This window comes from Nitrospira sp., from assembly GCA_016788885.1.
GTDB lineage: Bacteria > Nitrospirota > Nitrospiria > Nitrospirales > Nitrospiraceae > Nitrospira_A.
Genome location: JAEURX010000017.1, coordinates 92992 through 109738 on the forward strand (window position 1 = coordinate 92992; position 16747 = coordinate 109738).

Below are 16747 nucleotides of genomic sequence, written 5' to 3' on the forward strand. Positions count from 1 at the left end.
CGTCTGATCGCTCACGTCTTATGGCAAGCCCGTCACGTCCCGCACCGGTCGGACCTCGACTGTTCCGATGGTGGCTCCGGGCACACGCAACGCCACGGCTACCGCTTCAGCGTGATCCTTCGCTTCAATCAGAAAATATCCCGCCATCTGCTCACGCGTTTCGATAAACGGCCCGTCCGTGACCACCGCCTTGCCGTCCTTCACCCGCACCAACGTCGCCGTTGCGGCCGGATGAACCGGCGAGGCGTGCACATACTGCCCCTGCGTCTCCAACTGGTGGCACAGCCCGATGGAGTCCGACAGCAACGAGCGTTTCCTCTCCTCGTCGAGCTGCTCAAACACGGCTTCGTCGTGATGCACCAAGAGAATGAACTTCATCGTCGGCTCCAATGTCGTTCGGCGAAATCAGCGATCAGGCGCAGCCGCCTTCCTTGATCGGCCGGACTTCGATGCTGCCGTATTTCGCGCCAGGGAATTTCGCCGCAACCCGCAACGCATCATTCAGATCCCGCACATCAATCAGCAAATAGCCGGCCAATTGTTCCTTCGTCTCCGCAAAGGGCCCGTCGGTCGTGGAGACCTTGCCGCTACGGACCCGAACGGTTGTCGCGGTCTCCACCGGATGCAACGGCGACGCCGACAGCATCTCGCCCTGCTTCACCAGCGCATCACAATAGGCCATCGACTCATCGGACAGCACCTTCCGTTCAGCCTCCGACATAGCCTGCAGATTTTTTTCTTCCATATAGACCAGGCACAGATACTTCATCATGACCTCCCTTTTGAGGAACGGGCCCTGGGAGCTTTCCTAGGTGTGCGCAGCATCGGCTCCCACAGAGCGAACGTATTACCTTCCGTGTCCTCGCAGACGGCGAAATAGCCCATACCCGGCACTTCAGTCTTCGTCTTGCACACCGAGCCACCAAGCTTCTCGACTTTCGCCACCGCCCGGTTCACCGACGGCACCGCCACATAATTGGTGATGCCCTGCCCAGGGTACATGCGTGGCATCAATCCACCGTCCGGCGACGCATCCTTGCCGGCGGTGTCGATGTGCCAGTAGTCCTGGATCGCGGTCGGAATCTTGGCAAACGTCCACCCGAAGAGCCCGCCATAAAATTTTTTGGCCCGGGCGATATCATCGGCCGGCACCTCGAACCAGCAGAGACTGGCCGGCACCTTGGTCACCTTACCCTCTCGCTTCTGCTTCACCTTGGCCATCGCATCATCTCCTCTCAATCATCCGTTCATCCACACACAGCCACCATGTGACTGCCCGTTTCACGAGATAGTCGTCGAGCAAGGTCGAAATCGACAACCCTCGATCCCTTTTCGACAAAAAATCGTCCACGCTGATTGTTCAATGAGTCACACGACCGCTCGACCGATCTCAGGGACGTGGGCCGGCCAACTCCACCAGCCTTCGCTCCAAAAATCGCCGTTCTGGTTCTTGTTGGGTCAGGCTGAGGGCGCGTTCGTAGGAACGGCGTGCTTCATCGACCTGTCTCAATCGACGACACAGGTCCGCCTTGGCCGCATGCGCCAAGTGATAGGTCGTCAGTTCCCCTCGCGCAAGCAGGCCGTCTATGAGGGCCAACCCGGCTGCTGGACCGTCACGCATCGCGACCGCCACCGCGCGGTTGAGTTCGACAATCGGAGACGGCTCAGCCTGCAGGAGCACATCATACAGACCGACGATACGCCCCCAGTCCGTGGCGGACGCGGTGGGCGCCCGGGCGTGGGTCGCGGCGATGGCCGATTGAATGGCGTAGGGGCCGACTTCCCCCATCGAGAGCGCTCGCTGAACGAGGGCTGTTCCCTCGGCGATTTGGTCCCGATTCCACCGCGTTCGATCCTGATCTTCGAGCAGAACCACGTCCCCCGATTCGGACACCCGCGCCGCGCGCCGCGAATCCTGCAAGAGCAGCAGGGCGAGCAGACCGAGCACCTCAGGATCGGGAAGCAGCTGCATCAGAACCCGGGCGAGGCGAATGGCTTCTCCGGACACATCGTGACGGGTCACCGTATCCCCGGAGGACGCCGAGTACCCCTCATTGAACACGAGGTAGACGACACGCAAGACTGCATCCAATCGCTCCGGCAGATCCTGTGGTGACGGCACGTCATAGGGGATGCGCGCATCGCGAATCTTGGCCTTGGCCCGCACGATCCGTTGCGCAATGGTCGCCGGTTTCGTCAGAAACGCCCGGGCGATCTCTTCCGTCGTCAGCCCGCAGACCTCCCGCATGGTCATTGCGATTTGCGCTTCCGGCGTCAAAGCCGGATGGCAGCAGGTAAAAATCAGCCGCAGCCGGTCGTCCTCCACCGATGGCCCATCGGTGGCGTCCATGTCGAAACTGGCCGTGGCAGATTCAAGCTGGCGGGCCAGTTCTTCCAAGGAGGCGTCGAAGCGCGCACGACGCCGCATACCGTCGATGGCTTTGAAGCGGCCCGTGGAGACCAGCCAGGCGCGGGGGTTCGCCGGAATGCCGTCCCGACTCCATTGTTCGACGGCGACCGTGAAGGCTTCGTGCACGGCCTCTTCCGCTGCGTCGAAATCGCCGAGTAGGCGGATCAGCGTGGCGAGGACCTGCCGCGACTGCGACCGGTAGAGCTCCTCGACCACCGTCCGGAGATGTTGCGCGGATTCTTCGCTCATGGCAGGCTCGCCTCGAGAAAAGGCCGTCCCGGATCGTTGCTGTTCGTCACCGTCGCCGCCTCACGTCCTCCCCAATTGAGCTTTGGCGGCCGCACTCATCATGTCCGGCTTCCACGATGGCTCCCACACGAGGTCGACCTCCACCGAACGCGCTTCGGGAAGCTCGCGTAAAATGGAGGAATGCACCATCTCCATCAGCAACTCTTCCATTGGACAAGCGGGCGTCGTCATCGTCATCGTGACATGGACTTGTCCATCACGGACCTCGCTGCCATAGACCAACCCCAAGTCGACGATGTTGATCCCCAACTCGGGATCCACCACTTGGCGCAACGCGTCCATCACCCGCGGATCTGCTCCTGCTTCTCGGTTCTCCATGGTTTCCCCACACCCCCTGTTGCTTGCTACGACAGCATCCTCACCATCGCCCATTAGGACTGCGCGCGCACTGCGGAGCCAGGCCGATCCGGCAGACTCCCCAAGGCCGTGACCGTATTCGCAAGGAACAGGACCAGCGTGACGGCATTCAGCAGGCCACCGACCTGCCGTCCCGGCCCCCACCCGGCCACATCACCGCCCAACCGTATCAATAACGTGATCTGCAACAGCACCACATGCGCATAGAACAGCGGCCGATAGGTGATGCGCGCCCCGAGCACCGCCGGAAAGATGACCGGCGCATGGGCGAAAATCATCGCGAAGACGAACCCCAGGAAAAAGGCGTGCAAGATGACGTCGTACTGCGGTCCGACCGGCACGCCGCCATAGATCAAGGCGGCCAGTCCGCTCAGCCCCAGCCAGACATACCCGCTCAGCAGACAGATCGCCATGAATCGGGTGAGGCCCACCTGCGTCACGGTTCGCCTGGCAATGTCATGACGGCCCAACCACAGGGCCAAGCCAGCAAACCCCGCACCGGCCAGACGAACCCCGGCATCGAACGACCATTCCAACAGGACCAACCCCGTGAGCAGAACTCCCAGCAGGAACAGAAACAGCGCCTGAGCCACGGTGGTCACTTGCTGTAACCGGGCCAACTCGAGACGTTCGCCGGCAATGGTCACGAGGAGAAACGCGGCCCACCAGAATACGATGTGGAAGAAAGGTCGTCCGACGCACCAGAGCACATTGCCCATAACCCAGATGGCGGCCCCGCCACCCATCGCAAACGTATAGAGCGCCGGATGCCGCCGGATGATCGCCGCAAAGATCGCCACCAACCCGACGCTTCCGGCCAGGATCAGCACCTGTGCGACCGGCAATGGAATGCCGAGGATCAACCCTACTGCGCCCAGGCCTGTGAGCAGCGGCGCCGCATAGGCCCAGAGTTGGCCAAGCGCGACCGCTCGTTCCAGACTGATCAGTGTCCCGAGAAAACCGGACACCATCAAGGGACCATGCAAGGCAGAGAACTCCTGACGAGGTACGGGAACATCCCAGCCGAGACGCGCAAGTCCAGCCCACAACCCCGTCAGCAAGGCCACCATGCCGAGTGCGAGCAGCGGAAGCCGTCGCGGGTGTCGGATCGTCATCGTGCGAACCTCTTCGGCGATCTCTTCATGGCTCGTCCGCTGTATGCATGGGGATCGGCTCCAGGCAGTAACCCGCCCTGCCCAGCGCGCCCTCCAGCGTCTTCATCACCGCCGGACTGTCGGAGTGCGGCATGACACGGACAGCGGGCGCCGCCCGCAGCGCCGCCAGCAGCGACTCCATCTCCTTCGCCGGCAGACGATCGCAGATGGCATACAGACCATCTTGGCCTTCCTCCAATCGGTTGTGGTCAGACAAGATCTGTCGAATCGTCGCAAGGATCTGTGCCGTCGGGGCAGGCATGAGCAAGGTCGCCAACGCACTATGATCGAGCCGAAGTTTCGCGGCAATCGGCAGAGGTGTTCCGCCCCGCCAACGCTGCACCGCCGGCAACAACAGTTTTTCCTCCATACCGATGTGCCTCAGCAGCCCCGCGCGAAATTGATCGTAGACCGCCTGGTCGATGTGATCTGCAGCGCTGGTCGCCGAATGCAACAACGCGTCTAGTCGTCGATGATCCTCCGCCAGCACGGTCGTGAGAGGACCAGACCCTTCCCTGTCTGCGACTGTCATCCGATCACATCCGTCGTGAATTCGATCCGTTTGCCTCGGCGCTGCACCATCTCTCCCCTCAGCGGAGACAAAAGCTACTGCGTGAAGCGCAGACTGTCAACGTGCTCAAGACAGGAGCACGTGGAAGGATCCGGCGGGAACGCTTGGGTGACGGAATGCGGCCACCAGAGCCGACCGATTACCCACGACCGGCTGGTGCAGCGCCGACTGTCGGTTCGACTTGCCCGCGTGCCCCTGGAGCCTGCCTCGGTTGCGGCTGCGCCATCTCCAGCGGCGACCATCCACCACCCAGCGCCTTGTAGAGTTGCACCACCGAGACGAGTTGCAACCGATGCGTGCCGGTCAGAGCGAGTTCGGCTTCAAACAGATTCCGTTGCGCGACCAAGACATCCAGGTAGTTGGCCAGTCCGCCTTTATACCGAAGATTCGCCAACCTCAGGGCCGACCGCAAGGCATCGACCTGCTGTGCCTGTGCATCCCGTTGGTCACGCGCCGTGTGCACCGCCACCAACGCATCTTCCACTTCGCGAAACGCGACCAGCACCGCCTGTTCATATCGCGCCAGCGCCTCCCGGCCCTGCGCTTCGGCGGCGTCCTGCTGAAATCCCAGGATCTGCGCATTCAGCAACGGTCCGACCAGCCCCGGCCCGACCACCCCAAACGCTGTCTCATTGCCAACGAGACGCGACAACTGCGGACTGGCCACACCCAACATGCCGGTGATGCTCAGCTTGGGGAATCGATCCGCCTTGGCCACGCCGATCCTCGCCGTAGCCGCTGCCAATTCCTGTTCGGCTTGCACGAGATCAGGCCGGCGCTGGAGCAACTCGGACGGCAGACCTGCCGGCACCTCCGGCGGCAACACCTGCTCCGTCAAAGAACGGCCCCGCGCCACCGGCCCCGGCGGTCGCCCGAGCAGGACGCTGAGCTGATTCTCTTTCTGCACCATCTGCCTGGTGAGCTCCGCGGCCCGAGCCGCAGCATTGGCCCGTTCCGCCTCAAACTGATCCGCATCGATACGCGAAATCATCCCCTGGCGAAGTCGCGCGTCGGCGATCCGCACCGATTCCTCCCAGGACTTCAGCGTTCGCTGCGCAACCCCGAGCTGCATATCGAACTGCAACAACTCGAAGTAGGCCTCCGCAACGCCGCTCACCAGCTGGAGCACGACCGCACGTCGCGCGTCTTCCCTCGCGAGTAGATCGCCCCTCGCAGCCTCATTCGACCGGCGCACACGCCCCCAGATATCCAACTCCCAAGACAAATTGCCCTGGAGGTAGTAGTTGAACGGATTGGGAAAGCCGGGAAAGAGAAAGTTCGCCTTGCGACCAAACGCCGGCGCATTGGCCGTGACATCCGCCTTCGGGGCAAACTCCATTGTTGAGATGAACAGGCGCGACTGGAATTCTTCAACGGACGCCACCGCCCGCTGCAGATCCCTGTTCTCCGCCAGGGCGATGCGAATGAGGCGACGCAATTCCTCGTCTTGCAGCAAATCCCACCAGGGCAGATTGACAAAAGACTCCGTCTCCCCATCCGACATCGCCATCCGGAATCCGGTCGGCACCTGGAGGTCCGGACGTGAATAGTCAGGTCCAACCGCACAGCCGGCCAGAACAAAGAGAGTCATGCTGAACGCAAGTGTACGCATGTGTCGCCAATCCTATGCCGGGTCGCAGCGGCCGGAGGCCGACATGGGTCCCGTCCCGGTAATTTCTCCCACGATGTGCTTGGTGCAGCAGCCATGGGCAATCAATGCCGCCCCTTCCCGCCACATCCTGGCGAGGAGCGCCTTGCCGTCCTCCGAAATGAATGTGATGCCGGCGAGTTCGACGACAGGGGCGAACATGCCGGACTGGCGCACGGTTTGCCACACTCGTTCCAGTTCCGTCACCCACGGCCCGCTCAAGCTGCCTTCCAGGGTCAGGCGTGCGGAATCTCCACTCTGCTCCGACGTAATTTTCAGCATGGTTGTCCCATTCACCCCTTCGCACTGGCGAGTTGCAAGCCCGGCTCCTCGGCTGCGTCCAGTTCCTCCGCCGGCTGATGCCGCGTCGCGATCAATGCATAGAACACCGGCACCACAAACAACGTGAACAGGGTGCCGACCGTCATGCCCGTGACCAGCACCATGCCGATGCTGTTACGCGCCGCCGCGCCGGGCCCCGACACCAACACCAACGGCAGATGGCCAAACACCGTCGCCGCCGAAGTCATCAACACCGGCCGCAATCGCGTCATGGCCGCTTCGCGCAAGGCTGCCGTCTTCGACAGACCTCGCGCCTGCAAGGTGTTGGCGAACTCCACGATGAGAATGCCGTTCTTCGCAATCAACCCGACCAGCGTAATCAAGCCGACCTGCGAGTAGATATTGATCGTCGTGAGATCCAAAAAGCTGAACACCAGGGCGCCGGAAATCGCCAAGGGCACCGAACCCAACAACACGATCAGGGGATCGCGGAAACTCTGGAATTGCGCGGCCAGCACCAGATAGATCAGCACCACCGCAAACCCCAGGGTCACGATGAGGGCCGACCCCTCGTGCCTGATCTGGCGTGATTCACCCGCAAAATCAAGGGTCGTGCGAGAACCGGCGGCGGCCGCAGCGGCAGTCTCCAACACCCGCAGCGCTTCGTCTTTCGTCATGCCGGGCTTCACGCCGCCGAAGATACGCACCGCATTTCGCTGTTGAAACCGATTCAGCGTGCGCGGGGCGGTACTGGTCTCGATGCGGGTGAAGGTCGAGACCGGGACCAACTGGCCTCCGGGCGTTTTGATTTTCAAGTCGAGCAGCGGATCCAGTGTCGCCCGATCCTTGTCGCCGATCTGTGGAATGACCTTGTAGCTCCGGTCATAAAAGTTGAACCGATTCACGTACGCGCCACCGAGCAATGTGCCCAATTCCTGGCCGACGCGCGCCAGATCGAATCCCAGGTCGGCCAGCCGCTCACGATCGATCACGACCCGGGCCTCGGGCAAATCAATCTTGAGGTCCGTATCGACGTAGAGGAACTTCCCGCTCTGCCAGCCGGCTCCGAGCACCGCCCCCGTAATGTCCAGCAACTGCGCCGCTGGCAATTCGCTTTCCAGGATCAATTCCACGTCATACTGGCCGGGCGTCGGCAGCGGCGGATCGAGCCGTGGAAAGACTCGCAAGCCGGGAATTTGGGAGACCGCGCCATAGACCTGGCCATACATCATCTCCGTCGAACGAGATCGTTCGCGCCAATCCTTGGCCACCAAGCCGCCGAACCCTCCCCACGAAGATGTCAGCGACCAGGTGAAGCGCGCCTCGGGGAACGATCGGAGTGCGTCGATGACCTTCAAGGAATCCCGGTTGGTTGCCGCCACCGTCGAGTCCGGCGCCGCTTCGAGGAAGAGACTGATGTGACTCTGGTCTTCCACCGGCGCCAGCTCCTGTCGCGAGAACTGGTACAACGGCCAGGCCGCGACCATCACCAACAGGGCCGCGGCCACGATCGCCCAGCGCATCTCCAATGCGCCGTCGAGCAGACGTCCATACGCCGCGCGTGTGGCGTCGAAGACTCGATTCACGAGCTTGGTCAACCGCCCTTCCTTGCCTTCAGGATGGACGAAGTACGAACTCATCACGGGCGAGAGCGTGATCGCCACGACACCGGACAGAACCACGGCGGCAGCCAGCGTCATCGCAAACTCCAAGAACAACGATCCCGTCAACCCGCCTTGAAACCCGATCGGGGCATACACGGCAGCCAGCGTAATCGTCATGGCAATGATGGGTCCGACCAACTCGCGGGAGCCGAGCAGCGCCGCCTGCCGTCTGGTGTTCCCTTCACGGACATGCCGCTCGACGTTCTCGACGACCACGATCGCATCGTCCACCACCAACCCCACCGACAACACGATGGCGAGGATCGTCAATAGATTCAGACTGAAGCCGAACGCATACATAAAGATCGCCGCGCCGACCAACGACACCGGCATGGCCACCAACGGCACCAAAGCTGTCCGCACCGAGCCCATGAACAGAAACACCACCGTCGCGACGATCAGAATCGTTTCCCCGAGCGTCTTGGTAATTTCCGCCAAGGCGCTCCGCATGAACATGGTGCCGTCCCACACCAACTGCATGTCGATGTCTTTCGGCAGGGTGGGCCTGATGCGCTCCATTTCCTCCCGCAGGCCTTGGGCCACGTCGATCTCATTCGAACCCACAAGAGGCCAGATGCCGAGATACACGCCCTCCGTCCGATTGTACTTGGCGACCATGTCGGCTTCCTCAGCGCCATTCTCGACCCGCGCCACGTCTCTCAAGCGCACGATGGCTCCGCCGCGATCCGTGACGATAAGGTCCTCGAACTCCTCCGTGCTTCGTAGATCCGTATTCGCCAGGAGATTGACCTGCACCAAGTTGCCCTTCGTCCGGCCCACCGCAGCCAAGTAGTTGTTGCGCCGCAACGCCGCCTGCACATCGCCGGGCGAGAGGTTGTAGGCCGCAAGACGATCCGGATCGATCCAGACACGCATGGCGATCTGGCGGCCCCCCTCAATGGTCACACGTTGCACCCCGGTCAACGTCGCGAATTGCGGTTGGAGTGACCGCAACAGCCAGTCCGTCAACGCCGGCACCGTGCGATCAGGCGAGGTGAAACTCAGGTAAAACGAGGCGTAGGGACGATCGGCCCGCTGCACCTCCACGGCAGGCGGCTCCGCCTCCGCCGGCAGCTCCGACCTGACTTGTTGCAACCGGGCCGTCACCTCGGCCAACGCCGCCGTACTGTTGTGATTGAGTTTCAGATGGACCGTGACGGTACTGACGCCGGCCCGGCTGGTGGATTCCAGATAGTCGACGCCGCTGATGGCGGACACCACCCGTTCGATCGGCGTCGTCAGAAACCCTCGCACCGTCTCGGCACTGGCCCCGTAATAGACCGTGGTGATGACGATCGACGAACTTTCAATCTTCGGGTACTGCTGCACCGGGAGGGTGGTCAGCGCGCGCCAGCCGACGAGCACGATGACGAGGTTGATCACCACGGCCAACACCGGGTGCTTGATAAAGACATCGGTAAAGGAACGCATGGTCGTGCCTCTCTGACTCACGGTTGTCCCGACACGTGACTTGAATCGGACTGCATGTCCGGCCCGCCGGCGGCGACGACGAGTACGCCGTCCCGCAGTTTAAACGCACCCGATGCCGCCACCTGCTCACCCACGCTCAACCCTGCATGCACGATGATGTCATCGCCCGACATCGCACCACTCTCGACTTGACGCAGATGCGCACGGGATTTGCCTTGGCCGTCCGGACCGATCACGAACACCTGATCGCCGCCTGGTCCCTTCCGCAACGCATTCACCGGAATGGCCACTGCGCTATGCGGCGCCCCCACCCGCACCTTGATCCGCACGGCGGCGCCCGGTGCAGGCATGGAAGGAGAGTGGTCGATCCTGGCGCGCACCATCGCATTCCGCGTCGCGGGATCGATACGGGCATCCAACGCGACGATCGTGGCTTGAACCGGAGCCGCCTCACCGGCCGGATAGACATCCACCAGGTCGCCGTGCCGCAACCCGACCGCGACATGCTGCGGTACCGCAAAGTCCACATGCACGGCTTCATCGATCCCCTGGAGGGTCGTGAGCGACGTGCCTTCATTGAGGTATTGCCCCGGATGGACATCGGCAAGGCCGACCCGGGCGCGGAACGGAGCACGGATAGTCTTACGGGCAATCAACGCTTTCGTGCGGGCGATTTGCGCCTGCGCAACATCGAGATCCGCCCTGGCGCGATCGACCTCTTCCTGAGCCGCGGCAAGATCCTGGGTCAAGGCTCGGCGTCGATCGAGAACCGTACGCGCCAAGACGGCTTGAGCCTGTTGAGCACGAAGATCAGCCTCTTCCACCGAGACATCGAGCGCCACCAGAACCGCGCCGGCCTGCACGATGTGCCCCGGAGTGAATCGCACCTGGCTCACGGTCCCGGCCAATTCATTGCGCAGGGTAATGGAACGGAGCGCCAATACTGTTCCGATCGATGTAGAGGTCTGATGATGGTCAACAGCCCTGGCTACAGCGAGCGTCACGACTTCCATCGGCTCCGGCTGGTTCGCTGACGCAGCGGCTTGGTTCTGGATACTGCCGTATTTCCAGGCTCCCAACCCCACCCCGACTGCAACCACCATCAGCAGCAGCAACGACGATCCGATCCACCCACGACGATTCATGAGCCCTCCCGGCCAGTGACAGATGTAGCAGGCCACTCCCGCGTTTCACATTTAGATGACGGTGACGGACACAGCGCAACAGGCGTTCCTTCCGAACGGCCCGTCCACGCCTTCGTCTCACCACTGATTTCATCGACGCCATTCCCACCACACTCCTCTCAAGGCCCGGACACGATGCGGGTCTGTGCCGAGCCCTGACGGTCTACCATTCGGCACCTGTCGACATACCGGCAGGCTCTTCGCCTCATACGTGAACACCACAGCCAGCTGACACAGGATCATCCGCACGGTCAGCTCGCGAGCCCCTGCACCTGAATCATTCGCACCGATACCGTCCCTTCCGCGGTGGCGCGCCAGGCCTCAAGACCACCGGCGAGCGGCCAGACTCGCGAGAACCCTTTCTGCTGCAACAGCAACACTCCCTGCGCACTTGCGGCATCAGCCGGGCACGCGCAATACAGTACCAGGTCGCGGGAACGCGGTAGCTCTCCATGCCGATGCGCTAAATCCTCCAATGCAATGTGCAAGGCGTTGGGAATGCCCGGCTCTGCCTCCACGGTCTGGCGCGGCCGCACATCGATGAGCAGCGGAGGCTCGGACGTCGTTAATTTGTCCAACAATGCTTCCACCGTCATTCTCGGGATCGTCTGAAGTTGTCGGCGCAGATGCCACGCCTTCCAGCCGATGTAGGCCGGGAAGAGGATCACTGTTGCCAGCACAAGCGCCGGCATAACCCGCTCCGAATAGGCCAGAGCCTGCTCCACCTGCCCACTGAAGAGCAGGCCGACCCCCAATCCCGACCCAGCCCAGGCGGCCGCACCCAGCGCGTCATAGAGCAGGAACAGCGGGAGCCCCAATCCGACAATCCCCGCCAGCGGCGGAGCGATGGTGCTCAACCCTGGGATAAACTTCGCCACCAGCAGCGACTGCACGCCATACCTGCGGAACAGGTCCTCCGTCTGCCGCACGCACGCGTCCGGCTCCAACGCAATCCGGCAGAGCAGCCTAAGCATAGGGCGTCCGCGCCACCGCCCGGCGAGAAACCAGACAACATCGGCCAGCAGCGTCGCCGACAGCGCCGCGATCAACGCACCCGACCAGGTAAGGTGGCCGGCCCCCACCAACACACCCGCCGCCACCAACAGCGGCAACGCCGGAAACGGCAACCCGAGTTGTTCGGTCAACACGCCGCCAAACAACACCCACGCCCCATGTTGTTCCAACAAGTCGCCCACCGATTCCATCATCCACTCCTCTTCGACTCCCGCCGACCCACGTCGCAGCGAGATACAAAGCAGGGATTGTTCCAGCATACGAGACCATGCAGTGGGAGGAGGATCAGCTGATCCCGAAAGGAGTTAGCGTGATGAGCGAAAGACAAGCCGATGTGTCGAAGCGGTGGTGCCGAACTCTGAGTGCCTTCCCTTCGGCACCTGCCGAAATATCGTCGCGCTCGCCTGAAGAAACGACTTCATTCAGGGGGAACAGTCAGGGGTGGTGCCGATCTTGAGGCTGATCGATGAGTCGAGCGCCTGGTTTGAAGGTCAGGTAGTACCAGATCCATTCGGAGACCACGCGGAAGCGATTGCGAAAGCCGATCAGAAAAAAGATATGCACGGTGCACCAGAGCAGCCAGGCCACCAAACCGGACACGTGAATCGATCCGAATTGCGCCACAGCCTTGGCACGACCGATGGTGGCTAACATCCCTCGATTGAAATAGCGAAACGCGACCCGATTCATCGGCGGCGTCCGACCAGTAATGATCGTCGCCACGTATTGCCCCTCCTGCATGGCGACCGGAGCCACACCCGGCAGCGGATGGCCTTGCCCGTCCTGCACGGCGGCGGCATCCCCGATCACGAACACCCAGTCGTCTCCAGGAACTGTCAGATCAGGCCGCACGAGGACCCGGCCCGCCTTGTCCAAAGGGACGTGGAGCGAGCCTAGAAGTGGAGAGGCACGATTACCCGCTGCCCAGATGATGTTACGAGTCTCGATGACGTGCCCGTCCAGCGCCACACCATTCGGGCGAACGTCACGTACCGCCTGATTCACGAGGACAGTCACGCCCATCGACTCCAACGTACCCTGCGCATTCGCGGACAGATCAGGCGGAAAGCTCGAAAGGATTCGTGATCCCGCCTCGACGAGGAGGATCTTGACTGCACGACGCTGCAGAGAAGGAAAATCCGGGAGCATGGCATTGCGACCGATCTCCGCCATGGCCCCGGCAAGTTCCACACCGGTTGGGCCTCCACCCACAATAACGAACGTCAATGGAGCCGTATCGTCAGACGTGGCAGCATGGCGCTCCGCCTCCTCAAAGGCCAGCAGCATGCGTGCACGCAAGGCAACCGCATCGGCGAGCGTCTTGAGTCCCGGGGCAGACCCCTCCCAGTCGGGATGGTCGAAATAGGCGTGTCGGGCACCGACCGCAACGATCAGGACATCGTAGGGAATCGGCGGCAGGTCCGTCGCGTGTACCTGCTTGGCCGCACGATCAATCCCTTGTACCTCCCCCATCACGACACGAACGTTCCGCTGCGACCGGAAAATGGTCCGCAGCGGCCAGGCGATATCGCCCGGCGACAGAGCCGCCGTGGCCACCTGATAGAGCAACGGCTGGAAGAGATGGTGGTTCGTTCGATCGATCAGGGTGATGTCGACCTCGGCCTCTCGCAGCGCTTGCGCCGCCGCCAATCCGCCGAATCCACCCCCGATAATGACCACGCGTGTGAGGGTCGTCTCCATCTCCAGACTTTATCGCGAACCACTCGTCGAATCACCCTGGGAATGTTCCCAGCCCTCGTTGTCCCCGATGCACAACAGACCAGCACCAGGCTTGTGACGAGGCAGGCGAAGCGTGAGAAACACGGAGCGTGTTGCATCCCCGACAAGAAGAACGGCGAACAGCGTTGCGGCCTCCGCCGGCGGAGGCATTGCGCGAACGAGAGACTGATGCGCGTTACAACGGTCGGGCGATGCCGAGTTTCTGCATCTTGGACTGGAGCGTCGTGCGCTTCATCCCCAGCCTAGCGGCGGCTCCGGACGATCCCCCGATAACCCAATGCGTGTCCCGCAGAGCCTTGAGGATATGATCGCGTTCGGCGTCCTCCAGCGTCGTGACCGACCCGTTGGGCAGAGTGGCGTGACGTTTCAATTCCGCCGTCGGCACGAAGAGCTCCGACCCGGATGACAAGATGACGGCCCGCTCGATGAAGTTTTCCAACTCCCGCACGTTGCCGGGCCACCCATAGGATTGCAGCGCGCGCATGGCGTCAATCGGCACCGTCTCGATGTGTCTCTTCATGCGCGAGGCAAATTTCTGGACGAAATGCCGGACGAGCACCGGCACGTCTTCGACTCGGTCGCGCAGAGGAGGCACAGTCACCGGGAAGACCTTCAGGCGGTAATAGAGGTCACTGCGGAACTTCTGTTCCTCCACCATCTGCCCCAGGTCACGATTCGTCGCGGCGATGACACGGACATTGACCCGCATCGTCCTGGTACTGCCCAACCGTTCGAATTCCTGTTCCTGGAGCACGCGCAGCAACTTGACCTGCAACTCGAGCGGAATCTCCCCCACCTCATCGAGAAAGATCGTCCCGCGATCCGCCAACTCGAATCGTCCGATTTTCGTGGCGATCGCGCCGGTAAAGGCGCCCTTTTCATGGCCAAAGAGCTCGCTTTCCAACAAACCGGTGGGAATCGCGGCGCAATTGAGTTTGACGAAGGTCCGTTCCCGTCGGCCGCTGAGATTGTGGAGCGCGCGCGCGATCAGTTCCTTTCCGCTTCCTGTCTCGCCGAGAATCAACACCGTGGAATCAGTGGCCGCCACCGTCTGCACCTGGTTCAGTACCTGGTTCAGCGCACGGCTCTCCCCGACGATCTCCTCAAAGTTGTAGGCCGTTTGAATTTCCTCTTCGAGATAGACCTTTTCCTTCGCCAAGGTATCTTTGAGGGCCGCGATCTCCCGGAACGCGAGGGCGTTCTCGACCGCGATGGCGATTTGCTGCGCGACCTGCCCAAGCAGTTGCACATCCTCCGGATCGAACCCGGCGTCCTTCCGCCGTCCCACATTCAAGGCCCCCAGCGCACCGTTACGAGAGAGTAACGGCACGGAGCAGAACGATTTGATGCCACGATCCAGCAAATCCTGTGCGCAGGGTGAGGTGCCCCCCATCGCCAGCAACTCTCGCTCTCCGAACAAGGCCGGCTTCCCCGTCGTAATCGCCAGACAGGACGGCGACTGTATGCTCTCCTCGATACGCCCTTCCTCAATGAAGTTTTCGTTCCGATCGAAATCCAACACATGGATACGCCAGCGGCCGGTGTTCTCATTGCACAGCAGCAGGCTCGACCCGTCATGCTGAATCACCCGGCGCAAGCAACCACTGACGGCGGGAAACAGTTGGTCCAAATCCAGGTGCGAGACCACGGCGTTGTTCACTTCGAGCAGCAGGCGTTGCCGGTCGCGCTCCCTTGTCAATTGCGCTTGATAGGCCAGGGTGGACTCCGAGTTGAGCGCGTTGTCCAATGCCACCGCGACCTGTTGCGCCACCTGCTTCATGAAGGCGATTTCGCTCTCGAGATAGATTCGCGGCTGCAGGCTCCCGAATCCCATCGCCCCGAGACGTCGTTGCGCGGTCGTGAGGGGTACCACACAGAACGAGCGCACGCCGTTTTGCCGGAACAGTGCCATCAACGCGGGAAATCGTTGCTCACGCTCAACATCATCAACCGTCAGGGGCTGCTGCGTCTTCCACACCAGGCCACCGGGCGATTCGTCGACCGGCGTTTCCAATCCCGGTTCAATCGTGGATCGCTCTGACGTCACCAACAGCCAAAGCCGCATCATGTCGCGTGACGGATCGTACCGCACGACGTTCATGAAATCGAACGGCACCACCTGGGGCAGCCGTTGAGCCAGGTCGGCCAGCAACAGACGCTGATCATGGTGCGACGCGATCGATTCCGTCACCTCGAGCAGGAGACGCAGCCGGTCCCGGTCTCGGGCCAGATCCTGGTGATGCAGCACGTTGTCCACGGCGACCGCCACCAACTTGGCCACCTGATTGAGAAAGGTGACGCTGCCTTCGTCAAAGGCAAAGGGCTTCAAACTGCCGAACCCAATGGCGCCCACCCGGCGCATGCCGGTCGTGAGCGGAAAGAAGCAGACGGATTGCATGCCGATTCCACGCAGGGCGTCCATCCCGACCTGAAACCGCGTTTCCTCCGCCAGCGAGGGAATCAGGATCGGTTGTTGATGCTCCCACACCCACCCGCTGGCCGAGTCCTTCATCGGCATTTCAAGCCCGTCGAGACGCCGTGTCACGCGCCGGGCCTCCGCCGTTTCGAGGACATGCACTTGCATCACCTGTTTGGCGGCATCATGCAACACCAGTCCGACGAAATCGAACGGCGCCACCACCGGTAGGCAGTGCGCCAGATCCTGAAAGAGCGACGGCAAATCATGGTGCGCGGCAATGACCTCGGCCACCCGCAACAGGGCTGCGCCTTGATCGGCCACCATCGGTTCGACACTGCTTGGCATCATCTCGTGCATGCGCATAGTATACGGTTCCGTCGGGGCTCCGATGCAACTCCCGGGAGTCGGGCCATCCGTTCACCCGGTGAACTCTCACCTGACATGAAACTCCCAGGTCGTACCCTGTGCAAAAATGCGGCGCGCCGGTCGTCGCGTCGAGGAAGACACAGATCAAGGCGGAGGGAGCGGGGGGACGGTATGAATCGCGAACTGCAGATGGACGGT

Annotated in this window: 14 protein-coding genes; all 14 read right to left on the reverse strand. The window is 62.0% G+C overall.

The features are described from left to right. Window positions 1–18: 18 nt before the first annotated feature. On the reverse strand, window positions 19–378 hold the full coding sequence (locus tag JNL86_05200) for a YciI family protein (GenBank protein MBL8042297.1): 360 nt from the start codon (window positions 376–378) through the stop codon (window positions 19–21). Between the two features lie 34 nt (window positions 379–412). After that, window positions 413–769, reverse strand: a complete 357-nt coding sequence (locus JNL86_05205; GenBank protein MBL8042298.1) for a YciI family protein — start codon at window positions 767–769, stop codon at window positions 413–415. Beyond that, complete coding sequence (locus tag JNL86_05210) at window positions 769–1221, reverse strand: VOC family protein (GenBank protein ID MBL8042299.1); 453 nt, start codon at window positions 1219–1221, stop codon at window positions 769–771. The genes JNL86_05205 and JNL86_05210 overlap by 1 nt, the downstream gene beginning before the upstream one ends. 169 nt (window positions 1222–1390) lie before the next feature. Next, complete coding sequence (locus tag JNL86_05215; protein ID MBL8042300.1) at window positions 1391–2659, reverse strand: RNA polymerase sigma factor; 1269 nt, start codon at window positions 2657–2659, stop codon at window positions 1391–1393. 60 nt (window positions 2660–2719) lie between these two features. Then, window positions 2720–3037 carry a metal-sulfur cluster assembly factor gene (locus tag JNL86_05220; protein MBL8042301.1) on the reverse strand — a complete coding sequence of 106 codons (318 nt, stop codon included), beginning with the start codon at window positions 3035–3037 and terminating at the stop codon, window positions 2720–2722. Window positions 3038–3090: 53 nt separating this feature from the next. Next, window positions 3091–4191, reverse strand: coding sequence for a hypothetical protein (locus JNL86_05225; protein ID MBL8042302.1), 1101 nt, complete (start codon window positions 4189–4191; stop codon window positions 3091–3093). Between the two features lie 25 nt (window positions 4192–4216). Further along, window positions 4217–4762, reverse strand: coding sequence for a hemerythrin domain-containing protein (locus tag JNL86_05230; GenBank protein ID MBL8042303.1), 546 nt, complete (start codon window positions 4760–4762; stop codon window positions 4217–4219). Between the two features lie 178 nt (window positions 4763–4940). After that, window positions 4941–6413, reverse strand: a complete 1473-nt coding sequence (locus tag JNL86_05235; protein ID MBL8042304.1) for an efflux transporter outer membrane subunit — start codon at window positions 6411–6413, stop codon at window positions 4941–4943. A gap of 12 nt (window positions 6414–6425) precedes the next feature. Further along, window positions 6426–6731, reverse strand: a complete 306-nt coding sequence (locus JNL86_05240; protein MBL8042305.1) for a hypothetical protein — start codon at window positions 6729–6731, stop codon at window positions 6426–6428. Window positions 6732–6742: 11 nt separating this feature from the next. Further along, a complete protein-coding gene (locus tag JNL86_05245) occupies window positions 6743–9826 on the reverse strand; it encodes an efflux RND transporter permease subunit (protein MBL8042306.1) in 3084 nt (1027 codons plus the stop codon). 17 nt (window positions 9827–9843) lie between these two features. Further along, window positions 9844–10971, reverse strand: coding sequence for an efflux RND transporter periplasmic adaptor subunit (locus JNL86_05250; protein ID MBL8042307.1), 1128 nt, complete (start codon window positions 10969–10971; stop codon window positions 9844–9846). Window positions 10972–11261: 290 nt separating this feature from the next. Continuing rightward, window positions 11262–12284 (reverse strand): VTT domain-containing protein, encoded by a 1023-nt coding sequence (locus tag JNL86_05255; protein ID MBL8042308.1) that lies wholly within the window; start codon window positions 12282–12284, stop codon window positions 11262–11264. 175 nt (window positions 12285–12459) lie between these two features. Then, window positions 12460–13725 carry an NAD(P)/FAD-dependent oxidoreductase gene (locus JNL86_05260; protein ID MBL8042309.1) on the reverse strand — a complete coding sequence of 422 codons (1266 nt, stop codon included), beginning with the start codon at window positions 13723–13725 and terminating at the stop codon, window positions 12460–12462. Window positions 13726–13939: 214 nt separating this feature from the next. Next, entirely contained in the window at window positions 13940–16540 is a 2601-nt protein-coding gene (locus JNL86_05265) for a sigma 54-interacting transcriptional regulator (GenBank protein ID MBL8042310.1), read from the reverse strand. Window positions 16541–16747 lie beyond the last annotated feature (207 nt).